The 26,216-nt window shown below is 57.2% G+C and carries 29 protein-coding genes and 1 pseudogene; 16 read left to right on the top strand and 14 right to left on the bottom strand.

Annotated features, from left to right (window positions below; all coding sequences use genetic code 11):
- Nucleotides 1-29 precede the first annotated feature (29 nt).
- From lspA to sppA, 6 genes are all read right to left on the bottom strand, one after another.
- Nucleotides 30-536, bottom strand: a complete 507-nt coding sequence (lspA, locus tag AC27VJ_RS00535; RefSeq protein WP_488682400.1) for a signal peptidase II — start codon at nucleotides 534-536, stop codon at nucleotides 30-32.
- Complete coding sequence (locus tag AC27VJ_RS00530) at nucleotides 536-1,396, bottom strand: TrmH family RNA methyltransferase (RefSeq protein WP_113087242.1); 861 nt, start codon at nucleotides 1,394-1,396, stop codon at nucleotides 536-538. The genes lspA and AC27VJ_RS00530 overlap by 1 nt, the downstream gene beginning before the upstream one ends.
- Entirely contained in the window at nucleotides 1,393-2,568 is a 1,176-nt protein-coding gene (locus tag AC27VJ_RS00525; RefSeq protein WP_488682399.1) for a class I SAM-dependent methyltransferase, read from the bottom strand. The genes AC27VJ_RS00530 and AC27VJ_RS00525 overlap by 4 nt, the downstream gene beginning before the upstream one ends.
- A gap of 166 nt (nucleotides 2,569-2,734) precedes the next feature.
- On the bottom strand, nucleotides 2,735-3,085 hold the full coding sequence (locus AC27VJ_RS00520) for a lipopolysaccharide assembly protein LapA domain-containing protein (protein ID WP_062451592.1): 351 nt from the start codon (nucleotides 3,083-3,085) through the stop codon (nucleotides 2,735-2,737).
- A gap of 215 nt (nucleotides 3,086-3,300) precedes the next feature.
- On the bottom strand, nucleotides 3,301-3,630 hold the full coding sequence (locus AC27VJ_RS00515; RefSeq protein ID WP_268753650.1) for an integration host factor subunit beta: 330 nt from the start codon (nucleotides 3,628-3,630) through the stop codon (nucleotides 3,301-3,303).
- A 2-nt stretch (nucleotides 3,631-3,632) separates the two neighbouring features.
- Nucleotides 3,633-4,586: a signal peptide peptidase SppA gene (sppA, locus tag AC27VJ_RS00510; RefSeq protein WP_488682398.1), complete on the bottom strand. Its 954-nt coding sequence runs from the start codon at nucleotides 4,584-4,586 to the stop codon at nucleotides 3,633-3,635.
- Nucleotides 4,587-4,830: 244 nt separating this feature from the next.
- Between sppA and lptC the strand changes: the two genes are divergently transcribed.
- The 7 genes from lptC to AC27VJ_RS00475 all read left to right on the top strand — a co-directional run bounded on the left by lptC (nucleotide 4,831) and on the right by AC27VJ_RS00475 (nucleotide 11,194).
- Nucleotides 4,831-5,496 (top strand): LPS export ABC transporter periplasmic protein LptC, encoded by a 666-nt coding sequence (gene lptC, locus AC27VJ_RS00505; RefSeq protein ID WP_488682397.1) that lies wholly within the window; start codon nucleotides 4,831-4,833, stop codon nucleotides 5,494-5,496.
- Nucleotides 5,497-5,509: 13 nt separating this feature from the next.
- Nucleotides 5,510-6,088 carry an LptA/OstA family protein gene (locus AC27VJ_RS00500; RefSeq protein ID WP_488682396.1) on the top strand — a complete coding sequence of 193 codons (579 nt, stop codon included), beginning with the start codon at nucleotides 5,510-5,512 and terminating at the stop codon, nucleotides 6,086-6,088.
- Nucleotides 6,089-6,104: 16 nt separating this feature from the next.
- A complete protein-coding gene (gene lptB, locus AC27VJ_RS00495) occupies nucleotides 6,105-6,911 on the top strand; it encodes an LPS export ABC transporter ATP-binding protein (protein WP_488683148.1) in 807 nt (268 codons plus the stop codon).
- A gap of 182 nt (nucleotides 6,912-7,093) precedes the next feature.
- A complete protein-coding gene (gene rpoN / locus AC27VJ_RS00490) occupies nucleotides 7,094-8,641 on the top strand; it encodes an RNA polymerase factor sigma-54 (protein WP_488682395.1) in 1,548 nt (515 codons plus the stop codon).
- Between the two features lie 224 nt (nucleotides 8,642-8,865).
- Complete coding sequence (gene hpf / locus AC27VJ_RS00485; protein ID WP_113087248.1) at nucleotides 8,866-9,441, top strand: ribosome hibernation-promoting factor, HPF/YfiA family; 576 nt, start codon at nucleotides 8,866-8,868, stop codon at nucleotides 9,439-9,441.
- Nucleotides 9,442-9,520: 79 nt separating this feature from the next.
- Nucleotides 9,521-9,982 (top strand): PTS IIA-like nitrogen regulatory protein PtsN, encoded by a 462-nt coding sequence (gene ptsN / locus AC27VJ_RS00480; protein WP_113087249.1) that lies wholly within the window; start codon nucleotides 9,521-9,523, stop codon nucleotides 9,980-9,982.
- Nucleotides 9,983-10,057: 75 nt separating this feature from the next.
- On the top strand, nucleotides 10,058-11,194 hold the full coding sequence (locus tag AC27VJ_RS00475; protein WP_488682394.1) for a dienelactone hydrolase family protein: 1,137 nt from the start codon (nucleotides 10,058-10,060) through the stop codon (nucleotides 11,192-11,194).
- A gap of 154 nt (nucleotides 11,195-11,348) precedes the next feature.
- Here the strand turns inward: AC27VJ_RS00475 and grpE are convergent, their stop codons facing one another.
- Both grpE and hrcA read right to left on the bottom strand, forming a co-directional pair.
- Nucleotides 11,349-11,984, bottom strand: a complete 636-nt coding sequence (gene grpE / locus AC27VJ_RS00470; protein ID WP_113087251.1) for a nucleotide exchange factor GrpE — start codon at nucleotides 11,982-11,984, stop codon at nucleotides 11,349-11,351.
- 126 nt (nucleotides 11,985-12,110) lie between these two features.
- Nucleotides 12,111-13,202, bottom strand: coding sequence for a heat-inducible transcriptional repressor HrcA (gene hrcA / locus AC27VJ_RS00465; RefSeq protein ID WP_113087252.1), 1,092 nt, complete (start codon nucleotides 13,200-13,202; stop codon nucleotides 12,111-12,113).
- A gap of 160 nt (nucleotides 13,203-13,362) precedes the next feature.
- Here hrcA and rph point away from each other — a divergent pair, with 160 nt between their 5' ends.
- From rph to AC27VJ_RS00440, 5 genes and pseudogenes are all read left to right on the top strand, one after another.
- Nucleotides 13,363-14,079, top strand: coding sequence for a ribonuclease PH (rph, locus tag AC27VJ_RS00460; protein ID WP_062451601.1), 717 nt, complete (start codon nucleotides 13,363-13,365; stop codon nucleotides 14,077-14,079).
- A 17-nt stretch (nucleotides 14,080-14,096) separates the two neighbouring features.
- Complete coding sequence (gene rdgB / locus AC27VJ_RS00455; protein ID WP_488682393.1) at nucleotides 14,097-14,741, top strand: RdgB/HAM1 family non-canonical purine NTP pyrophosphatase; 645 nt, start codon at nucleotides 14,097-14,099, stop codon at nucleotides 14,739-14,741.
- A complete protein-coding gene (hemW, locus tag AC27VJ_RS00450; protein WP_488683147.1) occupies nucleotides 14,741-15,946 on the top strand; it encodes a radical SAM family heme chaperone HemW in 1,206 nt (401 codons plus the stop codon). The genes rdgB and hemW overlap by 1 nt, the downstream gene beginning before the upstream one ends.
- A 42-nt stretch (nucleotides 15,947-15,988) precedes the next feature.
- Nucleotides 15,989-16,438 (top strand): HIT family protein, encoded by a 450-nt coding sequence (locus tag AC27VJ_RS00445; RefSeq protein WP_488682392.1) that lies wholly within the window; start codon nucleotides 15,989-15,991, stop codon nucleotides 16,436-16,438.
- A gap of 106 nt (nucleotides 16,439-16,544) precedes the next feature.
- Nucleotides 16,545-16,679, top strand: a pseudogene (locus AC27VJ_RS00440) (radical SAM family heme chaperone HemW); the annotation flags it as partial.
- An 8-nt stretch (nucleotides 16,680-16,687) separates the two neighbouring features.
- Here AC27VJ_RS00440 and AC27VJ_RS00435 read toward each other — a convergent pair.
- Entirely contained in the window at nucleotides 16,688-17,029 is a 342-nt protein-coding gene (locus AC27VJ_RS00435; RefSeq protein WP_488682391.1) for a metalloregulator ArsR/SmtB family transcription factor, read from the bottom strand.
- A 100-nt stretch (nucleotides 17,030-17,129) separates the two neighbouring features.
- On the opposite strand from AC27VJ_RS00435, the gene AC27VJ_RS00430 reads away from it, so the two are divergent.
- Together AC27VJ_RS00430 and AC27VJ_RS00425 are read left to right on the top strand one after the other, a co-directional pair.
- Nucleotides 17,130-17,627 carry an SRPBCC family protein gene (locus tag AC27VJ_RS00430; RefSeq protein WP_488682390.1) on the top strand — a complete coding sequence of 166 codons (498 nt, stop codon included), beginning with the start codon at nucleotides 17,130-17,132 and terminating at the stop codon, nucleotides 17,625-17,627.
- Nucleotides 17,624-18,169, top strand: coding sequence for a hypothetical protein (locus tag AC27VJ_RS00425; protein WP_488682389.1), 546 nt, complete (start codon nucleotides 17,624-17,626; stop codon nucleotides 18,167-18,169). The genes AC27VJ_RS00430 and AC27VJ_RS00425 overlap by 4 nt, the downstream gene beginning before the upstream one ends.
- Nucleotide 18,170: 1 nt before the next feature.
- Here the strand turns inward: AC27VJ_RS00425 and AC27VJ_RS00420 are convergent, their stop codons facing one another.
- The 5 genes from AC27VJ_RS00420 to mutM form a co-directional block, all read right to left on the bottom strand.
- On the bottom strand, nucleotides 18,171-18,605 hold the full coding sequence (locus AC27VJ_RS00420) for a DUF805 domain-containing protein (protein ID WP_488682388.1): 435 nt from the start codon (nucleotides 18,603-18,605) through the stop codon (nucleotides 18,171-18,173).
- A 240-nt stretch (nucleotides 18,606-18,845) separates the two neighbouring features.
- Entirely contained in the window at nucleotides 18,846-20,315 is a 1,470-nt protein-coding gene (gene dnaA, locus AC27VJ_RS00415) for a chromosomal replication initiator protein DnaA (protein ID WP_488683146.1), read from the bottom strand.
- An 873-nt stretch (nucleotides 20,316-21,188) separates the two neighbouring features.
- Nucleotides 21,189-21,455: a 30S ribosomal protein S20 gene (gene rpsT / locus AC27VJ_RS00410; RefSeq protein WP_062451605.1), complete on the bottom strand. Its 267-nt coding sequence runs from the start codon at nucleotides 21,453-21,455 to the stop codon at nucleotides 21,189-21,191.
- A gap of 233 nt (nucleotides 21,456-21,688) precedes the next feature.
- The gene (locus AC27VJ_RS00405) at nucleotides 21,689-22,483 is read right to left on the bottom strand and encodes an enoyl-CoA hydratase (RefSeq protein ID WP_488682387.1); all 795 of its coding nucleotides are present in this window, start codon (nucleotides 22,481-22,483) and stop codon (nucleotides 21,689-21,691) included.
- 18 nt (nucleotides 22,484-22,501) lie between these two features.
- Nucleotides 22,502-23,398, bottom strand: coding sequence for a bifunctional DNA-formamidopyrimidine glycosylase/DNA-(apurinic or apyrimidinic site) lyase (gene mutM / locus AC27VJ_RS00400; protein ID WP_488682386.1), 897 nt, complete (start codon nucleotides 23,396-23,398; stop codon nucleotides 22,502-22,504).
- Nucleotides 23,399-23,544: 146 nt separating this feature from the next.
- Between mutM and ubiE the strand changes: the two genes are divergently transcribed.
- Nucleotides 23,545-24,321 carry a bifunctional demethylmenaquinone methyltransferase/2-methoxy-6-polyprenyl-1,4-benzoquinol methylase UbiE gene (gene ubiE / locus AC27VJ_RS00395; RefSeq protein WP_488682385.1) on the top strand — a complete coding sequence of 259 codons (777 nt, stop codon included), beginning with the start codon at nucleotides 23,545-23,547 and terminating at the stop codon, nucleotides 24,319-24,321.
- A 40-nt stretch (nucleotides 24,322-24,361) separates the two neighbouring features.
- Nucleotides 24,362-25,936 carry a 2-polyprenylphenol 6-hydroxylase gene (ubiB, locus tag AC27VJ_RS00390; protein ID WP_488682384.1) on the top strand — a complete coding sequence of 525 codons (1,575 nt, stop codon included), beginning with the start codon at nucleotides 24,362-24,364 and terminating at the stop codon, nucleotides 25,934-25,936.
- Nucleotides 25,937-26,216: the final 280 nt, after the last annotated feature.

The raw sequence follows: 26,216 nt of genomic DNA, 5'->3' as shown, positions 1-26,216 counted from the left end.
TGGATTGGCTTGGCTTGATCGCTAAATTTTTAGCGTTCCTCGTTTTTAGCGCGGCTTGATGCTCTGGCGTGCAAGATCTCGTCCAGAATAACGCAGCCAGCACCGATGGTGATGAAGCTATCGGCGAGGTTGAAGACCGCAAAAGACCAAGTGTCAGTGTGGAAAAGAATATAATCGATCACATGGCCGTATAAAAAGCGGTCGAAAATATTGCCTGCGGCACCGGCAATGATGAGCGCAAAGCCCAGATGCGCGAAGGTGCGATCTTTGTCCGTCTTGCGCCACAGCCAGATGACGAAACCAACGATGGCCAGGCGCATGGTGACGATGAACCACCCTTCCATGTCCGCCAGCATGGAAAAGGCGACACCGAGATTATAGGTGCGGTAGAGCGCCCAGAAAGGCATGACCGGCACCATCTGCTGCAGTGGCAGATAGGCTTCCACCAGAAGCTTGATGATCTGGTCTGCGATCAGCGCAAAGACGATCAGGGCGATGGCCGGGATGGGCTTGGAGAACAGAGCAGGCTTTGCCATCATTTTACCGGTGCAAGTTCGAGAAGATGACGGCGGGCTTCAAACAGCATGACTGCCGTTGCAATCGCCAGATTAAGAGAATCGGCACGCCCCTGCTGGGGAATGCGCGCCAGCTGGTCTGCCTTCGCAGCCAGTTCCGGCGGAAGGCCGGACTGTTCGTTGCCCATCAGGATCACGGTCGGCTTGCGCTTGTAATCGATGGTCCGGTAATCGACAGACCCGGCAAGATGGGTGGCGACCACGCTGACACCAGCTGATTTTTTCCAGGCCAGAAATTCTTCCACCGTCGCATGCGCAACCGGCGTGGCGAAGACCGAGCCCATGGTGGCGCGCACTGTTTCCAGCGAAAACGGGTCGGTGCAATCTCCAACGAGGATGACGCCGGATGCACCCGCCGCATCGGCAGTACGAATGATGGTACCGAGATTGCCGGGATCACGCACACGGTCAAGCGCAATGAAAGTCTGACCTTCCTGCGGCTGGATATCCTTGAGCGGCGTCCATTTCTGATCGAAAATACCGACCACCATCTGCGGATTATCGCGACGGGTGATGGAGGAGAGGATTTTTTCGGTGACTTCCAGAACCAGCCCGCCGGACGCGACGGTCTTGGTTGCCACCTGCTCGACCAGCGGCTTGCCCTTGGCATTTTTTGCGTAAACCAAAGTGCGGATCGTCCAGCCCAGTTCCAGCGCATCGATGACCAGCTTCAGACCTTCGGCCATGAAGGTACCGGTTTCTTCCCGGCCCTTCTTCTGGGTCAGGTTCTTGATGTCCTTGATGATGGGGTTGGCAAGGCTGGTGACCTCTTTGACCTGCCCTACCCGGCCCGGTCTGTTTTCACGGCGGTCATCGATCATTTCGGCACCCAGCGGCTGAAGAGAGAGGTGGAAAGCGCACGGCCCCGCGTCTTGCCGTCAAGACCGGCCTCGCGGATAACGAGTTCGCCCGAGGCAACCTCGCCGCCCGCGCCGCGCATGGTTTCGCGCATCAGCTCATGCATGGAATAAAAACTTGCGCGGATCGAATAGGCGGTCAGCACCAGACCCAGCGCCTTGGGCGACAGGATATCGCGGCAGACATCCAGCATCAGCGGCAGATGGTCGAACAGTTGCCAAATCTCGCCATGGGTGCCACGGCCAAAGTGCGGCGGATCCGTGAGAATAATGTCGTAGGTGTTGCCGCGCCGTTCTTCGCGCTGGATGAACTTCATCGCATCTTCGCAAATCCAGCGGATCGGTGCGTTTTCCAGCCCCGCCAGTGCCTGATTTTCCCGCGCCCAGCCAATTGCCTTCTTGGAAGCGTCCACATGGGTCACTTCAGCACCCGCAGCCGCCGCCACCAGCGAGGCGACACCGGTATAACCGAAAAGATTGAGAACCTTGAGCGGGCGACCCGCCGTCTCAACCGTATGTTTCAGCCATTCCCAATGAACGATCTGCTCCGGGAAGACGCCGACATGGCGAAAGGCGGTGAAACGACCGAGGAAATTGACGCCGAGGAGAGAGAGCGGCCATGTTTCGCCCAGCGGCTCCTTGGGAAAGCGCCAGCGGCCCATGCCGTCTTCATCCGTATCGCCGGTGAAGATGGAATCGGCGTTTTCCCAAACACGCTCGGGCAGGCTCGGACGCCATAGCGCCTGGGCCTCGGGCCGCACGATGCGGTAATTGCCATATTGCTCCAGCTTCAGCCCGTTGCCGGTGTCGATCAGGTGGAAATCACCTGCACCAAGCGATTCCAGGATAACCGGAACCTGTTCGCCCGGCAGATCGCCGGTTCGCTGCTTGAGAGGGCGGGGCGGAACCTGCTCCGTCTCCTGCGGGGCAATCTTGACCTTCACACTCTCCTGAGCGCCAGCCTTCGCAGCCGCTTTGCCGGATTTGGAAGGCGCGCTAGCGGCAGCGCGGACATGGTCCGGCGCGCGGCTGCGGGGAGCGGTGTCTTTTTGTCTTGCCGGTTTACCGGCATTGCGCTGCCGGGGTTCCTGCCCCGCGCGCGACTTGGCGCCCGGGCGGTTGTCTTTTTTCTTCAACGGGGTTCTTTCCAAGTCTGACCGCATTCTAGAGTCTGTTTGAAAACATCGGACGGGTCGACCCAGCGCCGAGTTTCCAAACAGACTCTTATGCGACAGCGAATAACATCACAGCGCAATATTATCAAAGGGCTGCGGTTTCAACACCCATCACGTCGTGGAGAACTCACTTGGCGGCGATGCGTGCATCCGTGGACGGAGCGATGACCACCGCATTGGCTGCTGCCTTCTGCCGGTTGGCTTCATCATGCCAGCGAACGGCTTCCTTGGCTTCGGTGCGGGCGCGCTTGCGGTATTTACCCTGCGAGAACCATGTGACCAGAGAGCCGAGAAACACGCCGAAAATGACGGCGAGGAAAATGAAGACGAAAAACGGTGCGGAGAAGGACAAGACGCTGTCATCGGGCCGGAACGGGTTGAGCGCCAGCGTCACCGCCTGCCGGTTGGCCACGCACAACACCACCAGAATGATGGCGAGCGGTACCAGAACCACGAGATTGACGATCTTCTTAGACATCCAACGATACTCCGTCTTTAGAGCGCGATGCGCCCTTTAGGACGCACTAACTCTTTGAATCTACGCACCGTGCTTTCCGAAAATCGTACTCGATTTTCGTGCCGATGCTGCAGGGGCCTTCAGACAAACCTGCATGGACGTCAGATAGGAGCCCGACTGCTCGGTCTCAACCGTTCTCCAAAGCGCAAAATCACCAAAACGATCTGCGCCCGGACTTAGTCTTCGTCTTCGACGTCGCTCATGCCCGGGTTGAGACGCTCACGCAGCTCTTTGCCGGTCTTGAAGAAGGGAACCCATTTTTCTTCGACAAAAACGGACTCACCCGTGCGTGGGTTCCGTCCGGAACGCGAGGGGCGATTCTTGACTGAAAAGGCACCGAAGCCGCGCAGCTCCACACGGTTGCCCGCCGCCAACGCATCCGTGATCTCATCGAGCACGGCGTTGACGATATTTTCCACGTCACGGTGGTAAAGATGCGGGTTATGCGCAGCGACAATCTGCACCAGTTCAGACTTAATCACGGTTGCCCCCTGAAAGAATTGGATTTTTAATGGTCACCAACCTGCCAAACCGAAACCATACCGTCAAGAAACAACTTGTCGGCACCCAGCTGGCGAGGCACGTTGAATGGCAGAAATTCGTCATATCCGAGCATTTGAGCAATGCCCGCAAGACTGAAGAGTGAAAATGGCGAGCGTTTGGGAGGAGCCGTCCATTCGACGATCGGCAGATCCTTGGCAACGTTGCGGCTTTCGAAATAGCTGCGAATTTCTTTTTCGCCGCCCAGCGTGTCGATGAGCTTCACGGCAACGGCCTGACGACCGGTGAAAATCGAGCCATCGGCCAGCTTCAGCACCTCTTCACGCGGCAGCTTGCGGCGATCTGCGACGAGGTCAACGAACCAGCTGTAGCTGTCCATGACCATGTTGCGGATCATGGCCTTGGATTCCTCTGGCGGCTCATGGAAGGGCGATGGCTCAGCCTTCATCGGCGAAGACTTGATCTCCTGTAAGGAGACGCCGAGCTTGTCGAGCAGAGGCTTGACCTGCGGATACTGGAAGATGACGCCGATGGAACCGGTGATAGAGGTGTCGCCAGCGATGATCGTATCGCCTGCGGTGGCAATCATGTAACCGGCAGAAGCCGCCAAAGTGCGCACATCGGACACGACGGGCTTCTTTTCGGCAACGGCACGGATCGCCTTGAAAATGCGCTCGCCGCCATAGGTGGTTCCGCCGGGCGAAGAGATGGAAACGATCAGGCCCTTGGCGCTGTCGCTTTCGGCAATCTTTTGCAGGCGCTCCAGAAGTTCGGTGTCGTCCTGAATGAGGCCGCTGATTTCGACGCGGGCAATATGCGGGCGCACGCTCTTCGTCGGTTCGGCAAAGGCGAAGCGGTAGATCGCAAAACATCCTGCCACCAGAAGAAGAACGGCTGCGATGCGCCAGAATGTCAGCTTGCGCCGCAACTGTCTGCGATCTGCGATTGCCATCTGATCCATTGACTCACCTTCGATTAAGCCCGTAACAGCGTTTTCAAGCCCGCCATATGGAGCCTTGTAACCACCTCTTGCAAGGAAACAAACGGGAAAGCATCGATTTGATAAAAATATCGTTCCCCTTGTGCTATTTCAGAGAAAAACCATATTGGCAGGGCAAGGCCCTCGTGCGAAAGACAACTGCAACCATGGATAACGTCGCGGCCCAAGCCTTTTGATTGCGACGATATTGCCCCGGACCTATGAGATGCTTGAACGACTAAGCCAGCCAGCGCCCGGTTTCCCGATGTCCGGTGGACATACGGGTGCCTATGATATGGCGCTCCGCCATTCCGCACGCGTCAAGAAACTGAAGATCATTCTTCCGCTCGGCGCGGCCATCATATCGCTTGCCTTCATTGCCGTATCTCTGGCCCGCACCTGGCTGCCGGACGAGGTTTCGCTGCAAAGCGCGACGGTTGAAAACGGCAAGATCGTCATGGAGAAACCGGCCCTTGCCGGGCGCAACAACAAGGGTTTCGATTATTCCATGAATGCCGAACGGGCCTTGCAGGATATTGCCAGCCCCAACCTGATGACGCTGGAAAAAGTGCTGGCGGCCGTGCCCATGAACGACATAGTCGCACAGGTGGTGGCTCAGGAAGGCCTGTTTGACCGCGCCACAAACCGGTTGCAAATGACGGCACCCTTTGACATCAATCTCAGCAATGGCATACAAGCTAGGTTCCAGTCTGCAAATGTCGACCTGAAAGCCGGAACGATGGACAGCACGACGCCTGTCTCCATCACCACCAAGGATGGTTCGATTGTTGCAGAAAGCATGCATATAGCAGATAATGGCAAGACGATTACATTCTCGGGGCAGGTACGAGCTCGTATAGCTGCATCCACCATTCAGAACGCAGGCAAGTGAGAGCCCGACCCAGATGATGCAGATTTCGCGCCCCGCCCGATGCACCAACGCCGCCACCTATGCTGCCGCCATTGCGCTCGCCTGTCTTGCTGGCCCCGTCGCCGCGCAGAACACGACAAGCAGCATGGAAGGCCTCAAGCTTTCCAACGATCAGCCGATTGCCATTGAAAGCGACCAGCTGGAAGTACGCGATCAGGAACACAAGGCCTATTTCACCGGCAACGTGAAGGTTGTGCAGGGCACGACGACGTTGCAGGCGGGCAAGATGACCGTGCTTTACAAGAGCAAGGGCGATGGCGCTGCCGCCAATTCCTCGATCACCAGTGGTGGTGCCGATATCGACAAGATTTTCGTCGATAACTCCGTCTACCTCACGTCAGGCACCCAGAAGGCAACAGCCGACAAGGGTGAATTCGACATGGCGGCGCAGACCTTCATTCTGTCCGGCAAGCAGGTCGTGCTGTCGCAGGAAACCAACGTCTTCACCGGTTGCAAGCTCACCGTCTTCATGACGACGGGTGAAGCGAAGCTGGAAAGCTGTGGCGGACCTGTTCGCATCATGCTCGATCCCAAAACGCAGAAAAAGCAGTAGTCCGCACCCCGTGAAGATGCTCTCAATTCCAAAGCTGTTCGGCGCCGGTTCCGCGCGCGCTCCGGAAGCGGACATCGCCTCCGGCGACAAGGCGCGCTATGAAGGCACGCTGATCGCCCATGGCCTGACCAAGACTTACAACACCCGCCGCGTCGTCAATGGCGTCTCGCTCGTCGTTCGCCGTGGCGAGGCCGTTGGCCTGCTGGGACCGAACGGTGCTGGCAAGACGACCTGCTTCTACATGATTACCGGCCTCGTTCCCGTCGATAGCGGCAAGATCGCCATCAACGGCAATGACGTTACCGGCATGCCGATGTATCGCCGTTCGCGTCTGGGCGTCGGATACCTTCCGCAGGAAGCGTCTATCTTTCGCGGCCTGACGGTCGAGGAGAACATTCTTGCTGTTCTTGAAGTGCACGAGCGCGACGACAAGAAGCGCAAGCGCAAGCTCGATGAACTGCTGGAAGAATTCCACATTTCACAGCTGCGCAAGTCACCAGCGGTGGCCCTGTCAGGTGGTGAACGTCGCCGTCTGGAAATCGCCCGCGCGCTGGCGACAGACCCGACCTTCATGCTGCTGGACGAGCCCTTTGCGGGCGTCGATCCCATTTCCGTTGGCGATATCCAGAACCTTGTCCGCCACCTCACGGCTCGCGGCATCGGCGTTTTGATCACCGACCACAATGTTCGCGAAACATTGGGCCTGATCGATCGCGCCTATATCATCCATGCCGGTGAAGTGCTGACCCATGGCCGCGCGTCTGAGATCGTCAACAATGCCGATGTCCGCAGACTGTATCTGGGTAATAATTTCAGCCTCTGACATCAAAGCTGAAAAAATCGACTGACGCCTTGCAGTCCCGGCAAAGATTCTTCCGCCCAGCCCCATAGTTGAGCTTGACCAAACAAGAATAAAAAGCAATTTTTGGGCCAGTTCAGACTTTACCGCTCAATTATTTTAGAAATACGAGCGATGAAGGGGTTTATGGGAGTTTAGCGTCCGCCATGGCCTTGTCCGCCAGTCTTTTATTGCGTCAAAGCCAGTCTCTGGTCATGACCCCACAACTGATGCAGTCCATTCAGCTGCTTCAGATGACGCATATTGAGTTGACGCAATTCATCGCCCAGGAAGTCGAAAAGAACCCGCTGCTTGAAATAGTGGCAAACGACAGCGATTTGGGCAGCACTTCTGCCTCCGTGGATGACGGTTTCGATGATGCGCCCCTTGCGCCGGACACGTTTTCCGAAAACAGCGCCGATCCTGACGAATGGTATGGCGATCGCGCCAGCAGCCTCAACGAACAGCTGGATACCAGCTTCGAAAACGTCTTTCCCGATGATGGTCCGCAGCAGAAGGCGGATGCGCCGGAACTGGTCGGCCAATGGAAATCGATGCCGGGCGCGGAGGGATCGGAGGCCTATGATCTCGATGATTTCGTTGCCGGAAAGCCGAGCCTTCGCGAACACATCGGCCAGCAACTGCCCTTCACCGTTTCCTCAGCCCAGGACCGCATGATCGCGGATGTGCTGCTCGATCATCTGGATGAGACCGGGTATCTTGCCGCAGAGGCCGTTGACGATGTATCGGAGCGGCTGGGCAAATCCAGAAAAGACGTCGAGGCCATTCTGTCCGCCTTGCAGACGCTTGATCCGCCGGGTGTGTTTGCACGCTCGCTCAGCGAATGCCTCTCCATCCAGCTTGCCCAGAAAGATCGCCTCGATCCCGCCATGAAGGCGTTCGTCGGCAATCTCGAACTGCTGGCCAAGCGCGATTTCGCCTCGCTCAAGCGGCTTTGCGGCGTCGGTGAGGAAGACCTTCTCGACATGCTCGCGGAAATCCGCTGCCTCAATCCGCGCCCCGGTGCGGGTTTTGAAACCGGTGTTTCTGAAACGATTGTGCCCGACATTATCGTGCGTCCATCGAGTGATGGCGGCTGGCTGATCGAACTCAACCCGGAAACCCTGCCCCGCGTCCTCGTCAACCAGACTTATTTTGCACAGGTCTCCAAGCTCAAGACGCGCGAAGGCGAAGACGGCGAATTCATCTCCGAATGTATGCAGACCGCCAGCTGGCTGACCCGCAGTCTGGACCAGCGCGCCAAGACCATCATGAAGGTTGCCAGCGAAATCGTGCGCCAGCAGGACGCGTTTCTGCTGCACGGCGTCGACCACCTGCGCCCGCTCAATCTGCGGCAGGTGGCAGACGCCATCAAGATGCATGAATCGACCGTCAGCCGTGTCACATCGCGCAAATATATGCTGACGCCACGCGGCCTTTTCGAGCTGAAATATTTCTTCAGCGTCTCCATTGGCGCCGTCGAAGGCGGCGACAGCCATTCGGCGGAGGCCGTGCGCCACCGCATCAAGATCATGATTGCCCAGGAAGCGCCGGAAGCGGTTCTCTCAGATGACGATATCGTTGATATTCTGAAAAAAAATGGCGTCGAACTGGCGCGACGAACCGTCGCAAAATATCGTGAAGCCATGAATATCCCTTCCTCCGTACAGCGGCGACGGGAGAAAAAAGCCATGGCAAAAGTAGCCACGGCGTAACGAAATCTTCATATATTTCAAATCGTTAATAATCTTAATTGACTCTTACTGCCACCAAGGCTAGAAGCTCGCCGCACAGAAGGCAGGGGCCAGATCAACGGTAAATTGTAGAAGGCGCTTGGGCACTAAGCCGGAATGAGACCGAAACGGACTCGAAACGCTTGGATGAGGGCGTCGCTTGACGTAAGCTGTTACACGCAAATCACTGAAAAAGGAAAAATTCCATGAGTGTGCGTGTATCTGGTAAACATATGGATATCGGCGAATCGTTCCGTCAGAGGATCGAGGACAACATTAGCCTGGCGATTACCAAATACTTTGATGGGGGGTATTCTGGTCAAGTAACTGTGGAGAAGTCCGGTGCGCGTTTCGACGCGGATTGCAAGATTCATCTCGATACCGGGATTGTCCTGCATGCGGCCGGACAGGCCAACGATCCGCAAGCGAGCTTCGATGCCGCCGCTGCGCGTATCGAAAAGCGGCTTCGCAGATACAAGAGAAAATTGAAGGATCACCACAACGGTTCTTCGGCAAACGGCATTCTGGAAGAGTTTCCCTATACAGTCATGGATGCCATGCCTGATGAAGACGACGAACTGCCTGAAGATTTCGCACCGACCATCGTCGCTGAAACCTCCAAGCAGGTAAAGACGATGACGGTTGCAAGCGCGGTCATGGCGCTGGACATGACAGACGAGCCGGTCCTGCTGTTTCGCAGCCCGGGTAAGGAACTGAATATCGTTTACCGCCGCAACGATGGAAACATCGGTTGGATTGACGCGGCGACGATAAAGAACTGAATAGTCTGACAAGACATCGGAAGTGCAGCGTCCTGCGTTGCACTTCCGGTTTGTCTCGATGGCATGAAGGATAAAGAGAATGGCGTTGGCAGATTTGCTGCAACAAGATGCGATTATTCCCGCCCTCAAGGTCAATTCCAAAAAGCAGCTCCTCCAGGAACTGGCGGCAAAAGCCTCCAAGATCACCGGAGTGCCGGAACGGGAAGTATTCGACGTCATCTTGCAGCGCGAGCGGCTCGGCTCGACCGGCGTCGGTCACGGCATCGCCATTCCACACGGAAAACTGGCCAGCATCGACAAGATCGTCGGTGTCTTCGCACGCCTTGAAAATCCTGTCGATTTCGAAGCTCTGGACGACCAGCCGGTCGATCTGGTCTTCCTCCTTTTGGCGCCCGAAGGCGCTGGCGCCGATCACCTGAAGGCGCTGTCGCGCATTGCCCGTGTGCTGCGCGATGCCGAACTGGTGGCAAAACTGCGTGCCACCGAATCCGATACGGCCATCTACACCTTCCTCAATCAGGAACAGGCCACCGCCGCCTGAGCGGTTTTGCATTCAAGCTCGATGGGTTAATCTCCACCGCCGCCAGAGATCGAAATCTGGCGATGGGGGAGCATCATGGAGTCTCAAAAAATCATGGCAGCCTGCGGGGATGACACGGCATCAACGCCGATGATGGATTACCAGGCCCACGGCATTACCCCCGACGCTCTGCCAGTCTTTGCCGAGGTGTTCAAACAGCGCCTGACCTTTCCCTTGAGCTGGTCGCGACAGGTTACCGACCTTCCCGCCTGGAAAATGAACGCGCGGGCCAAGCTCTGGGAACTGACGCTTCAGACCCCTGATCACACCGACTTTTCACCCCAGCTTATCGATGAGATCGATCGCGGCTCTTATGTCGCCCGCAAGATCGCATTCAACCTGACGCAGGACAGTCGCGTTCTCGCTTTGCTTCTGGTGCCCAAGGGCAAAGGCCCTTTCCCAGCAGCGGTGTTTTACCACGACCATGGATCGAAATTTGATATCGGCAAGGAAAAGCTGATCGAGACATGGGGTGACGAGGCCAGGCTGATCTCTTCTAAAGGGTGGGGCCAAAAGTTCTTCTCGGGCCGTTTCCCCGGTGATGAGCTTGCGCGTCGCGGTTATATCGTTATGGCCACAGACGCTCTGGGTTGGGCAGATCGCGGCCCGCTGACCTATGAGGCCCAGCAGGCACTCGCGGCCAATTTCGCCAATATGGGAAGCTCGCTCGCAGGCTCCATGGCGCTGGAAGACGTCCGCGCTGCGGCATTTCTCAAGAGCCTCCCAGAGGTGGACAAGGGGCGCATTGCGGCCATTGGCTTTTCCATGGGCGCATTCCGGGCATGGCAGGCGGCGGCCCTCAGTGATGACATCACAGCCACGGTCGCGGTCAACTGGATGGGAACCGCTAAGGGCCTGATGGTGCCCGGCAACAATCAGCTGCGCGGCGGCTCCGCCTGGCACATGACGCACCCTGGCCTCATGCAGCATCTGGACTACCCCGATGTCGCCAGCCTTGCAGCACCCAACGCCATGCTGATCTTCGCAGGCGAGAAGGACACGCTTTTCCCGCTTGCGTCCGTGACGGAAGCCTTCGGGAAAATGAAAGACGTCTGGGATGCGTGGGATGCGGCAGATCGGTTCGAACGCAAAATCTGGCCGGTTGGCCATGTGTTCGAAGCGGATCAGCAGGATTATGCGTTTGACTGGCTGGATGGGCAGTTTAAGCGGTGATGGCAGCGACGCCGATTTCCGCCCCTCATTCCTGTCCTTGTGACAGGAATCCAGTCGACGCGCGTCTGCGCGTCGGAAAGACTCTATTCAGCCCAAAGACTTGGGCTGACTGGATTCCTGTGACAGGCACAGGAATGAGGGAGAAACTCGCGAGTTAAGCGTCTTTCTCATTAACGCCGCTGGTGCCCGGCTCTGCCGTAACCGGCACTTCGCCCTTCGGACCACCCTTGGCAACGCCGACCATGGCAGGGCGCAGAACGCGTTCACCGATGGTGAAGCCAGCCTGTACCACCTGAACAACCGTGTTGTTCGGAACCGCCGTGTTGGGGATTTCGAACATGGCCTGATGGAAATTCGGGTCGAATTTCTGGCCTTCCGCATCCATCTTGCGCACGCCGTGACGTTCCAGCGCAGACAGCATGGCGCGCTCGGTCATATCGACGCCTTCGATCAGGCCGGTAATGCCCGCTTCGGCATTGGTCTTCAGTTCCTCGGGAATGGCTTCGAGAGCGCGGCGAAGATTGTCGGATACGGCCAGCATGTCGCGGGCGAAACCGGCGACGGAATAGGCCTTGGCATCCTTTACTTCACGCTCGGTGCGACGACGCAGATTGTCCATTTCGGCGGCAAGGCGCAGGAATTTGTCGCGCAGATCGGCATTTTCGGCCTTCAGCACATCAATCGGATCGGGCTCTGCCTGCTCGGGCACAGCGTTCTCCGCCGTTGCCGCTTCGTTAGCCTCGTCTACGACGTCTGCGTCAGGTCCGGCTTTATTTGTGTCATCGGTCATGACGTTCTCCAGCTTCACATGTGTAATGGCTTAGTGTTAGGGGTTGCGCCCGATATCGAGCTTTGCCAAGCAAAAATCAAGGCTTGCCAGTGAAACCATCTAGGATTCAATGATGTCTTTTCGATATCAGCGTCTTTGGCTGGAAAGCCGCGCCATGATCTGGGCGGTATAATCGACCATGGGCACGATGCGCGAGTAATTGAGCCTCGTCGGGCCAATCACGCCCACGGCGCCCACCACGCGGTTCTCATCGTCCCTGTAGGGTGCAACGATAAGTGATGAGCCCGACAGCGAAAACAATTTGTTTTCCGATCCGATGAAAATTCTGACGCCGGAGCCGGTCTCGGCCAGATTGAGAACCTCTATCAGATTGTCCTTGCGCTCCAGATCGTCAAACAGCAACCGCACGCGGTCGATGTCCTCTTCCCCCGCCAGCCCTTCCAGCAGATTGGAGCGCCCGCGCACGATCAGCCGTCCGAGCTTGCCTTCCTCATTATCGCCGGACCACACCGCCAGTCCGCGCGTCACCAGATCCTGAGCCAGCGTGCTGAGCGCCGTCTGAAGCTCGGATTTCTGCTGCAGGAGTTGCGTGCGCAATTCGGGAAGCGTCTGGCCAGACAGATGGGCGTTGATAAAGTTTGCGGCCTCCGTCAGCTGCGAGGAGGTGATACCAGCGGGCAGATCGATGATGCGGTTTTCGACCTGATTGTTGTCACCTACCAGAATGGCCAGACCCTTGGTCGGCTCGAGACGAATGAACTCCACATGCTTCAGCACCGCGTCGCTCTTGGTCGTCAGCACCAGACCCGCGCCGCGCGACATGCCGGACAGCATGCGGCTTGCCTCCGTCAGCAACCCCTCTATCGGCTGCTCCCGGCCCGAAACGGGGCCGATCTGGCGGTCGATGCTGGCGCGCTGTTCGGCAGGCAGATCACCCACCTGCATGAAGGCATCCACGAAAAAGCGCAATCCGGTCTGGGTGGGCAAACGACCGGCGCTGATATGCGGCGAATAGATGAGACCCAGCTCTTCCAGATCGCTCATCACATTGCGCACGGAAGCGGGCGAGAGTGACATGGGCAGCAGGCGAGACAGGTTGCGCGAGCCCAGCGGCTCACCATTTTCCAGATAGCCTTCAACGATGCGGCGGAAGATTTCGCGCGAGCGATCATCCAGCAACGCACCCGGTTCTTTTCCGATTGGAGGAGAAAGGCCCATTTCGCTCGCTCTTCATAATGTCAGTAACAAAGCGAATATAGTCTCTCGCGTCGTTAAGTGAAAACGGAAATTCCGCGCAGGGTAAACCCCAGCCCGCTTTTCCTTTGCAAAACCGGTGTCGCGGCCTTAGAAGGCGGAGATCAAAACGGAGACGAACCATATGCGGCCTTCAGGCAGAAAAACCGATCAGATGCGCAAAGTTTCTTTCGAGCGCAATTTCTCCAAGCACGCCGAAGGTTCCTGTCTGGTCAAATTTGGCGATACGCATGTTCTCGTCACCGCCAGCCTTGAAGAAAAGACGCCACCATGGCTGCGCAACAGTGGCAAGGGCTGGGTCACCGCCGAATATGGCATGCTGCCCCGCTCCACCCATGAACGCATGCGCCGCGAAGCCGCATCCGGCAAGCAGGGTGGCAGAACGCAGGAAATCCAGCGTCTCATTGGCCGCTCATTGCGCGCCGTGGTCGATCTGCAGGCGCTGGGCGAGCGCCAGATCAGCATCGACTGCGATGTCATCCAGGCAGACGGCGGCACCCGCACCGCCTCCATCACCGGCGCATGGATTGCCCTTCACGATTGCCTGAAGTGGATGGAAAGCCGCAACATGATCAAGGTGGAGAAGGTCCTGAAAGACCATATCGCCGCCATCTCCTGCGGTATTTTCGCCAGCCAGCCGGTGATCGATCTCGATTACCTCGAGGATTCCTCGGCAGAAACCGACGCCAATTTCGTCATTACCGGCTCCGGTGGCATTGTCGAAATTCAGGGCACAGCAGAAGGCGCCCCTTTCTCGGAAGAGGAATTCCTGACGCTGCTCGGCCTTGCCAAGACCGGCTGTGCAGAACTCGTTGAGCTGCAAAAGCAGGCGATTGCCTGACCCGGAGCGGAAAGACCATGCGCAAACTCGATACACGCACCATCGTTGTTGCCAGCCACAACAAGGGCAAGATCGCCGAAATCGCCGATCTCATCGGCCCTTTCGGCTTTTCCGCCAAGTCGGCTGCGGAGCTGAATTTCGCAGAACCCGATGAGACCGGCACGACCTTTGAGGAAAATGCGGCGATCAAGGCGCTTGCCTCGGCGCAAGCCTCCGGCCTGCCCGCATTGTCCGACGATAGTGGCTTGGTGATCGACGCACTGGATGGCAATCCGGGCGTTTACACGGCCAATTGGGCCGAGACAGCGGATGGCACGCGCGATTTTGCCATGGCGATGCAGAAGGTCGAAGACGCTTTGCAGGAGCGCGGTGCGACCGATCCTTCCGCCCGTACTGCCCGTTTCGTCAGCGTGCTGTGCCTCGCTTGGCCCGATGGTCATACCGAATTTTTCCGCGGAGAAATCGAAGGCACGGTCGCATGGCCACCGCGTGGTGCAAGCGGCTTCGGCTATGATCCGATTTTCCAGCCGGAAGGTTACGAGACGACCTTCGGTGAAATGAGCGCCGAGGAAAAGCATGGCTGGAAGCCCGGCGATCCGCAGGCTCTCTCCCACCGCGCCCGCGCCTTCAAGACATTCGTCGAAACCTGTTTCAACGCATGATGACCGATCTTGGGAGCAGGTTCTCCCCTGCCCCCAATACAACGATTGCACCCGATACCGGCGAACCCGGTTTCGGCATCTATGTGCATTGGCCCTTCTGCGCGGCCAAATGCCCCTATTGCGATTTCAACAGCCATGTCCGCCACAAGCCGGTGGATCAGGATCGTTTCGTTGCCGCCTTCCTCAAGGAAATGGACACGATGCGGCAGCTGAGCGGTTCAAAGGTCGTAACCAGCATCTTCATGGGCGGCGGCACGCCATCGTTGATGGACCCGCAGACCGTGGGCGCCATTCTGGATGGCATCGCCCGTTTCTGGCATGTGCCTGACGGCATCGAAATCACCATGGAAGCCAACCCGTCCAGCGTCGAAGCGGAACGTTTTCGCGGCTACCGCGCCGCGGGCGTCAACCGCGTGTCGATGGGCGTGCAGGCACTCAATGATCGCGACCTGAAATTTCTGGGCCGCCTGCATGATGTGGCCGATGCGCTGAAAGCCATCCGGCTCGCCCGCGAAATCTTCCCGCGCATGTCCTTCGACCTCATCTATGCCCGCCCGAACCAGACGGTCGAGGAATGGGAAAAAGAGCTTGCCGAAGCCATTTCCTATGCGGTCGATCACCTGTCGCTCTACCAGCTGACCATCGAGGAAGGCACCGCCTTTTACGGTCTGCACAAGGCAGGCAAGCTGATCGTGCCCGATGGCGATCAATCCGCGCTGCTCTATGAGGCAACGCAGGAGATTACCGCCCGTCACGGCATGCCCGCTTACGAAGTGTCCAACCACGCCATACCGGGTGCTGAGAGCCGCCATAACCTCACCTATTGGCGCTACGGCGACTATGCCGGCATCGGCCCCGGCGCGCATGGACGCCTGACCAAAGGCGGCGCAAAACTCGCAACCGCCACCGAACGCCACCCGGAAACATGGCTTGAGGCCGTCGAACGCGACGGCCATGGCATTCTGGATCAGGAAATGCTGGGTGTCGAAGAACAGTCGGACGAACTGCTGCTGATGGGCCTGCGCCTGCGCGAAGGCGTCGACCTCGCCCGCTGGAGCGACCTTTCGGGCCGCGACCTCGACCCCGAAAAGGAAGAGTTCCTGTTGCAGCACGGCTTCATAGAGCGCATCGGCAACTCGCGCCTGCGCTGCACGCCATCGGGCATGCTGATTTTGGACTCGGTGGTCGCTGATCTGGCGTGTTGATGATGCGTCGATTCAAAATCCGGTGTTTGAAGAAAGGCAGCCATGAATCTGATTGAGGAACGGGTCGCGATGGCACGGGCGGGCACGAACCCCTTCGTCATTGCCCGGATGGCTTCAGGTTGGCTGGTCATCGGCGATGTACAGCCTCTTCCAGGCTATTGTCTTTTGCTTGCGGACCCTGTCGTCCAAAGCCTCAACCATCTTGGTGCCCAAGAGCGTCTCATATTTTTAAACGATATGGCTGTGGTGGGTGATGCGCTTCTGAACGTGACCGGATGTGCGCGGATAAACTATGAGATCTGGGGAAATGCAGAACCTGCCCTGCACGCCCATATCATGCCCAGATACGATTCCGAGCCGACAGACAAACGCCATCGTCCCGCATGCATGGGCTATTCCTGGCCCGATGCCCCAAAATCGTCCGGTGATGATTACGTGGCGCTGGCGTCCAAACTGAGACAAGCCCTCGCCGATATCCAGTCATCGAAGTAGGATTGAGAATAGTGCCGCTGAGCAAACATCCGCATTATGTGGCACTGCTGGTTGAAACGCTGCATACGGAATGGGGCTCGCTTTCCAACTGGAGCGCCCCGGTGTCCGCGACCTTGATCCCCACAAGAAAGACTTCCTCTTCCAAAATGGCTTCATCGAACGCATCGGCAACTCCCGCTTGCGCTGCACGCCATCGGGCATGCTAATTTTGGACTCGGTGGTGGCTGATCTGGCGTATTGAGGATGTCCTTACTCGGACGCAGTGCCTAAGTCTTTTTCCTTCGCTTTACGCGCATTCTCCGCACTTTCACGCCGCAGTGGCGCGCCAATGGGGCAGATATCCTGCACGAAACCAGTCAAGCTGTTGGCAAGAGTATCAGAGACCTGTCGGTAATAAACATACTTGCCGCGTTTTTCCGACGACACCAGACCCGCATGTTCAAGCAATTGTAAATGCTGCGAAATCGATGGTTTCGACATTTCGAAACGCGCGGCGATATCGCCTGCATTCATCTCGTGATGGGCGACGTAAGCCAGGATTTTGCGTCTGACGGGGGAGGCCAGCGCCTCGAAAATCAACTGAATGGACATGCCCCTTTCTATCATTAATCACTTAGGCAATCAACTAACTGTTGACAAAATAATATTTAGTTGATTACCTAATTGTAGAAATGAAGAAAGGACGCTTGTTATGCAAATTCAATCGCAGTGGATTTTCAATTGTGCCCCGCATCACATCTGGCCGCATTTTCTACATGCCAAAATGGACACATCCAGGCCGCTTCTGTTTCGCCTGGGCATACCCAAACCGATGAGCTGCAAGGTTCTGGAAGGCCATGGTGCTGTTGGCAACACGCGCCAGTGCACGACAGATCGCGGCACGATCGATCAGCATATTCTCGATTATCAACCAAACCGCAAGCTTCGTTACCGCATGATCGGCAGCACCGTCTGGTGCAAGGACTGGATCGGCAATCTCGAGGACGAGTTCGTTCTGATCCCACTGGGACCAGACGTCACCCGCGTAGAGCGTCGCAGCCAATTCACCGCGCGCGGTTTGCTGGCACCCGTAAAGCAAATCGCTCTCTGGTTTGCTTTGAAACAGGCGCATCGATATGCCTCGAAGAATTGGCGCAGGCTGAGCGACGAGACGTTGGCTTCGGAGCGGCATCGGGAGGCCGTGGCATGACCGGTCGCCAAACATCACAGCGGATGGCGCGTATCCTCTACCTCATGGAAATCCTCATCTTCGCCGTCCCGTTCTATTTTACCTACGGACTGCTGGCTGTTGTTAGCGCACCTTATGCGGCCTTGCTGATCCTCTTCAGCCCAGTCTGGCTTATGGTATATCTGGCCGATGCCAGCGGCGACGGCGAGGCGATTATTCTGATGGGATTGATAGTGACCGCGATTGCGGCACTGGCGATTACCGGCAGCATGGCCCTCTGGAAACTCGCAAGGCTCTCACATGTGTATCTTTTCAAGGGCGCCGAAGAGCTCTCGAAACACGGTGCCGATTTTCGCACGGGGCTTTATTGCGGTTTGGCCCCATTGGCTTTTACCACCACGGTCATGACCACGATCGTCGTCAGTGACGGAGGATGGCAAGATTTGCCTTTTGCCATCATCGGCGGCTGTACGCTGCTGATCCCCGTGACCCATCTGTGGGTAGCGATGCGCAGGGTGCGGGCAAAACCCGTGACGGGTGATGCTTTCGCAATCACATCCTAGATCAGGTCTCGTCGCGGCCCGGCGTGCAGTACCAGACGATAGCGACGATCAACCCGACTGGCGCAAAGCAGGACAAAAGCTGATGCCAGCCGCTACGGTTGATGTCATGAAGGCGGCGGGCGGAAACCGTTATCGACGGCAACAAGATTACAAGCGACCATATCGCCCCGATAAAGCCGCTCGTATCTATGAATTCGATGACGAAAGAACTGACACATATAAACAGAATGCAGAACCAATATTCCGAGCGTGCCGCTCTGCCTTGGAAATTGACATAGTTTTTAAAAAAGCTGGAAATCGCTTCTCCAAAAGTCATCGGCATCGCCGAAGGTCCAAACCTGTTCGGTCCAGGTGGAGGTGATCTGAAGACGAAGATCAACGGGAAGAACATCAGGACTAAAATAACAATCCAATGCCAGCCGGAAAACAGGTCCATCGCATGCCCTTCTGTCTTTCGAAACACAGTGACAGATTTTAAAAAACATTTTGCGTCCACCTATCGGACGCTGAATTCAGACGCAGCGCAAAAGCGGTTCCGTCAGAGAAATAATCATGCGCTATACGCAATTACAAGTAGAAAGACCGACCGCCGTCTTTTTTAAAACGGCGGTCGGTCTTTGATTATTACGGAAAGATTCCATCAAAAACGGTCAGGTTTCCCTGACCGTTTGATGTCTCAAGCATTGTTTTCGTTGATCAACCGCTTCAGCAGTTCCACTTCGTGGCCCAGCTTGCTGTCTCCGCCGATCAGTTCTTCGATCTTGCGCACCGCGTGCAGCACGGTGGTGTGATCGCGTCCGCCGAAGCGGCGACCGATTTCCGGGAAGGAGCGTGGGGTCAGCATCTTGGCGAGATACATGGCCACCTGGCGCGGCTTGACGATGACGCGGGTGCGGCGGTTGGAGACCAGTTCCTGGCGCGAGACATTGTAATGCCGTGCGACGATGCGCTGGATGTCTTCGATGCGCACACGCTTGGCTTCGCCGGTGCCGACCAGATGGGCCAGAAGCTCGTCCACGCGTTCGACCGAAAGGTTCGGCTCGAAGGAGCGGCGGAAGATCAGCTGGTTGAAAGCACCTTCCAGTTCGCGGCCGCTGGCGGTGACGCTGCGGGCGACGTGGGAGACGATTTCTTCGGGAATATCGAAGCTCGGATCTTCCTGACGGGCCGTTGCGATGCGCTGGGTCAGCATTTCATAGCGCATCTCATAGTCCGGGCCTTCGATTTCAATGGCCATGCCACCCTGAAGGCGCGAACGCACGCGGGGATCGAGCGATTCCAGTTCCCATGGCGCGCGGTCTGCGGCCACCACGACCTGCTTGGCGCTGTCGAGCAGCATGTTGAGCAGATGGCAGAACTCGTGCTGGATCATCTTGCCCTGCAGGAACTGCATGTCATCGATGACCAGAAGGTCGATATTGCGCAGCGTGTCCTTCAGCGTCAGTGCGTCATTGTCACGGATCGCAGTTGCGAAACGCCACATGAAATATTCCGCCGTCAGATAGACCACGCGCGGATTGCGCGGACTATCGACGGCCGCATTGGCGATTGCCTGCAGAAGGTGCGTCTTTCCAAGGCCCACACCCGCATGGATGAAGAGCGGATTGAAGCGCACGGCACCGGCACCGGCTTCGGCAATGGTCTTGGCTGCTGCCAGGGCCACGCGGTTGGATGCGCCTTCGACAAAGGTATCGAAGGTGAAACGTGTATCGAGCGGCGAGCCAAACAGCGGACCGGAGCCCGAATGACGGGTCGTGGACGCGGATGCTGCCGTATGAGACTGCTGCGCGCTTGACGTCGGCTGCGGCGGAATGAACGGCTTTGCCCGCTGTGCGGACGCGCTCATATCGACCACAGGCTGTGCGCGTTCTTCAACCGGTGCCGGGCGTACCGGACGGCTGGCCGAACGCACCAGGATCTCCACCTTCAACACATCAGCATCTTCGCTCTGAACGAGCGTCGTGATGAGGTCGATGTAACGGTTGTTGATCCAGGACTTCAGAAATGTCGTTGGAACGGTAAAACGCACAACGCTTTTGGAAACGGAATGAAGTTTGAGCCGAGCGAACCAGCTTGCGTAAACTTCGGGTCCAACCTGTGCTTTCAGCCGCGCGCTAAAACGCTCGAACAGCGCGTCATGCTTCATATCCTGTTTGTCCCCTGCCGCATCAGTGCCAGCTGCATCACATGCCTTTGGTGTGCGGTCCCCGTTTGCCACCGCACCCATCACCAAATTCAATTGCATATTGCCGCCTTTCAAATTGCCAATCATAGCCTGACGAACCAACGTCCATCAGGGATACCCCTCGTTCATTCTTACTCTCGGACACTCCCCTCGAAAGACATGTCCTCAAGCCATTTGTATTACCGCGAGCCGGTTATCCCATTTCCCTCTACATCATGGAGAGGCCTGCGATTACTCAACAACTACTCCCACAACACAACTTTAACATATGCCAATCAAGGCACGGTTTCGCATTTCCGCAACCTGCTGGATTGCGGCCAAACCGGCCCCGATACTTGAAAAAACGAACTCAAACAGAACTCGTCCGCAAGGAGCATGTACCTTCGATACTCAAGGATCGAGATAGCTTGTGGATAGAAATCCTTGCCCCTTGTCGAGATGCATTTAGGCAGGATCGGGGGTGGAGATCAATGGCGATTTTTCTGCGAAACGGAAGATCGGCCATTGACTCACACAGGCCGTTTTGCATCGATTGAATGGCCGTCTGGAGAATCTCTTATGAATCAATGAGATTCAATTTCGTGGCTTTTTTAAAGCGTGATTTGGCGGAAAAATAAAAATTCTCTTGACTCTATACTTCGGTAACCTTCCGCAGGGGGAGGACGGTCAGATTTTAAAGACCTTTTGTAAGTCATTGTTTTTTATTATCTTTTTTCGTCATCGCTCTGACGCAGAAGTGTCATGCTATGCAGCACAATGTTAACAAGTCGTTAGAAACAGAAAAAGCCCGGTCTTTCGACCAGGCTTTTTTGTAATAAATTTGTATTAGCCGGATTAGGCGGAAAGTGCCTTCACGCGCTGGGCCAGACGGGACACCTTGCGGGACGCCGTGTTGCCGTGCAGAACGCCGCGGGTAGCTGCGCGCTGGATCTCAGGCTGGGCTACTTTGAGCGCTTCTGTTGCGACTGCCAGATCACCCGATGCGATGGCCTCTTCGACCTTGCGAATGAAACCGCGAACGCGCGAACGGCGAGCCTTGTTGACTGCGGTACGGCGAGCGATCTTGCGAGTCGCCTTTTTCGCCGAAGTTGTATTGGCCATGTATGCCTCTCTTCGAATTCAAACCAAAATCCGCAACCACAGGATCAGGTCCGTCAAAGACCTCGCGTTCCAAAGAGTGCGGGAGTAATTGGAACAAGCCGGATGGCTTTTCCTAACCGTGGGCGGGCATATAACCCTAAAGCTGCTGCCCGTCAACGCGCATTTTCAGCAAAAACGCTGATATTCCGAATCCTTGGCGTCGCTGGAACCCAAAACACATGAAGGTTTTGTGTCTATTCCGCCATAGGATTGCAATAGCGATTCTTGAATACAGGTTTTCTCTTCTCCACGAAAGCCGCCATGCCTTCTTTCTGGTCGTCCGTCGCAAAAAGCGACTGGAACAGGCGGCGCTCGAAGCGCAGGCCTTCGCTCAGAGAGACCTCGAAGGAGCGATTGACGCTTTCCTTGGCCATCAGCACGGATGCACGCGACAGGGATGCGATGGTGCTGGCCGCCTCCACCGCTTCATCCATCAGCCGCTCCTGCGGCACGATGCGTGACACCAGCCCTGCCCGCTCCGCTTCAGCCGCATCCATCTTGCGGCCCGTCAGCACCAGGTCCATGGCCTTGGCCTTGCCGACGGCGCGCGTCAGGCGCTGCGACCCGCCCATGCCGGGAATGACGCCGAGCGTGATTTCCGGCTGTCCGAATTTGGCACTCTCGGACGCGATGATGAAATCGCACATCATGGCAAGCTCGCAGCCGCCGCCCAGCGCAAATCCGGAGACCGCCGCGATGACCGGCTTGCGGGCAGCCGCCACATCGTCCCAGCCGCCCAGGAAATCACCGAGGTAGGCATCGACGAAATCCAGCGACTGCATCTCCTTTATATCCGCACCGGCGGCAAAGGCCTTTGGCGAACCGGTGATGACGATGGCGCCGATGGAATCATCCGTCGAAAAGGACGCCAATATATGTCGCAGTTCCTTCAAGAGGGCGGAGTTCAGCGCGTTCAGAGCCTGCGGTCGGTTGAGCGTGATGACGCCGACATCATCACGCTTTTCAACGATCAGCGTTTCGTAATCCATGTGGGTGGTCCTCTCCCATTATTTTTGACAGGCGGCGCAATAGAAGGTGGAGCGCCCGGCCTGCACGATCCGCTCGACCGTACCTCCGCAACCGGGTGTGGGGCAAGCATGACCTTGGCGATCGTAAACCGAAAAGGAATGCTGGAAATAGCCGAGCGTGCCGTCGGTCTGGATATGGTCGCGCAGCGAAGAGCCACCCGCCGCAATCGCATCGGCAATGACCTCGCGGATTTTCTGGGTCAGATCGACCAGCTGGGCCTTGGGCTTTCCGGTTTTTGTCACCAGTGTCCCTGCCGCTCTTAAAGGAGACAGATGCGCGCGCCACATAGCCTCACAGACATAGATATTGCCAAGCCCGGCAATGACCTTCTGGTCCAGCAGCGTGCTTTTCAGCGGCTGGCTTTTGCCATCAAAGCGGCTTGCCAGATAATCGGCGCTCAGCGCATTGCCGGTCGGTTCGGGCCCGAGATCGGCAAAGGCAGGGTAGAGGTCGATATGGGCGCGCTCCACCAGATGCATGAAGCCGAAACGGCGCGGGTCATTATAGATGACCTGCGCAGACGCCCCCGTCTCTTTTTGCAGATGGAAGATGACATGGTCATGCTTGCCATCCTTTGAGCGCGCATAATGAAACTCGCCCGGCGTTTCCGACGGCCCTGACTGTTCCTCGATGCGGAAGGAGCCGGACATGCCCAGATGCGCGATGATGGTGAGCCCGTCTTCAAGCTCGATCAGCAGATATTTGGCCCGACGTCCCAGAGAGACGATGCGCTTGCCTTCCACCAGGGCCGAAAACCCATCGGGAAAGGGAAAGCGCAGGTCGGGCCGGGCAAGCACGACTTTCTCTACGCGCGCACCCTCCATGGTCGGCGCAAGGCCGCGTCGGACGGTTTCAACTTCGGGCAATTCTGGCATGGAGTTTATCCCACATGTTTACCGCAACGGTCTTGTGATCTCATGCCTGCGGGCATACATGTCGCAGGCATGTTGTGTCGCAACAGATAGCGTCGCAATCGCCTTTCCGCTATGGTCCGCACCGCAATTAAAGATGGAGACCGCCGATGACCGAAGCCCGCACCACCGCAGATGGCGGCATGGAAACCTCTTACGGCTTTCACAAGGTTGACGAAGGCCAGAAGCAGGGCATGGTCAATGAGGTCTTTCACAAGGTCGCCAAGCGCTACGACATCATGAATGATGTCATGTCTGCGGGCATGCACCGTTTGTGGAAAGACGCCATGATCTCAGCGCTTAACCCGCGCAAGGACCCGTCATACAAGACGCTGGATGTGGCTGGCGGCACCGGCGACATCGCATTCCGCATCATCGAAGCTTCCAATCGCCTCGCCCATTCCACCGTTCTCGACATCAACGGCTCGATGCTGGCGGTGGGCGAAGAGCGGGCGGCAAAGAAGAAGCTTTCCGACAATCTGACCTTCGTGGAAGCCAATGCCGAGGAGCTGCCTTTCGAGGCCAATAGTTTCGATGCCTATACGGTCGCCTTCGGCATTCGCAACGTGCCGCGTATCGATGTGGCGCTCAAGGAAGCGCATCGGGTGCTGAAGCGCGGCGGGCGTTTGCTGGTGCTGGAATTTTCCGAAGTGGAAATGCCGCTTCTCGACAAGGTCTATGATGCCTGGTCCTTCAATGCCATTCCGCAATTCGGCAAGATGATTACCGGTGATGCCGAACCCTATCAGTATCTGGTGGAATCGATCCGCAAATTCCCCAATCAGGAAGACTTTGCAGCGATGATCCGCACTGCCGGTTTCTCGCGCGTGACCTATACCAATTATACCGGCGGCATCGCCGCGCTGCATTCCGGCTGGAAGCTTTGATCCACATGAAGGCTTGCAGCAGCAGGAAGAAGGCATTCGCATGAGTACGCTTGGCGCATATTTCCGGCTCGCAAGGGTCGGCTGGGTTCTCGTGCGCGAAGGCGTGGTTCTGGCTCTTCCGTCCGAGGAGCTGCCGGCCACGGCGAAATTTGCCAAAGCGATGCTCAAGCCCTTCGCCCGCAACCGGGCAAAACATGCAGACCGTCGTGACCGGCTGGCAACTGCCGTGGAACGTCTCGGCCCTTCCTATGTCAAGATGGGCCAGTTTCTGGCCACCCGCCCGGATGTGGTGGGCGCGGATTTTGCCGAAGACCTTTCGCGCCTGCAGGACCGCATGGCCTTCTTCCCGAATGCTGCGGCAAAGGCGAATATCGAGGGGTCACTCGGTCGTCCTGTCTCCGACCTTTATCTCGAATTCCGTGATCCGATTGCAGCCGCCTCCATTGCGCAGGTGCACCCGGCCATCGTGCGCACCCCCTCGGGGCAGAAGAAGGTGGCCGTGAAGGTCATTCGCCCCGGCGTGCGCCAGCGCTTCCAGAACGATCTGGAGGCGATGTATCTGATTGCCGATCTTCAGCAGCGCTTCATCCGTTCCGCCCGCCGTCTACGCCCGGTGGAGGTGACGCGTGCGCTGGAGCAGACGACTAAGATCGAAATGGATTTGAGGCTGGAAGCGGCTGCCCTGTCCGAACTTGCGGAGAACACGCAAAATGATCCCGGCTTTCGCGTACCGGAGGTGGACTGGGAGCGGACGGGCCGCGATGTCGTCACCATGGAATGGATCGACGGCGTCAAGATGTCGGATGTGGAGGGCCTGAAGGCTGCCGGTCACGATCTCAATGCGCTGGCCGATACGCTGATCCAGTCCTTCCTGCGCCATACGCTGCGCGACGGCTTCTTCCATGCCGACATGCATCCGGGCAACCTCTTCGTAGACCCCAAGGGCATGATCGTTGCCGTTGACATGGGCATTGCCGGGCGGCTCGGCAAAAAGGAACGGCGGTTCCTGGCCGAAATTCTATATGGCTTCATCACCCGCGATTACATGCGCGTGGCGGAAGTGCATTTCGAAGCGGGCTATGTTCCCGGCCACCATGACATCGCCAGCTTCGCCCAGGCCATCCGCGCCATCGGCGAGCCTATCCATGGCCAGCCTGCCGAAACCATCTCCATGGGCAAGCTGCTGACGCTTCTCTTCGAAGTGACCGAACTCTTCGACATGGAAACGCGTCCCGAACTGGTGATGCTGCAAAAGACCATGGTGGTGGTGGAAGGCGTTTCACGCATTCTCAACCCGCGCTTCAACATGTGGAAAGCGGCAGACCCTGTTGTCAGCGGCTGGATCCGCGACAATCTCGGCCCCAAGCGCATCGTGACCGACCTGAAGGACGGGCTCAAAGCAGCCGTCAAACTCGCCGAAGCCGCCCCGGAAATCGCCGCCAAGACGGAAAAGCTGCATGCTGATCTTGTCTATATGAGCGAACACGGCCTGCGCTTCGATGCCAGCACGGCAGAAGCCATCGGCAAAGCCGAGGCGCGGCATACACGCTGGGGACGCATTGCGCTTTGGGTGATTGCGCTGGTGTTGGTTTATATTGCGGTGAGGGTTAGCTGAAGCTGGTTTCGACGGCATTCCGCAAACGAAATTACGGCGTTTTCGTCTGCTATCGGCGTGACGTTGACGGTTGTGCTTAAACGACTGAGAAGCTATTCAAAGTTGATGTTGGCTTTCGCTCGTTTCACGCTTCGTCTTGCGATTAGGGCGCTTGCCGTCGCTACATCCCTTTGGTGGGCGCTTTCCGTCATTTCTTTTGTTATTTGGCTCTCACTGCGGCAGTTTGGCCTCTCAGGCTGTGTGCATGGCGAGTTCGGCAACTTTGAATGCGGACCCGCCT

The sequence above is a fragment of the Agrobacterium sp. 20P9.1.2 genome, assembly GCF_057799395.1.
This window is presented reverse-complemented; position numbering and strand designations above follow the sequence as displayed.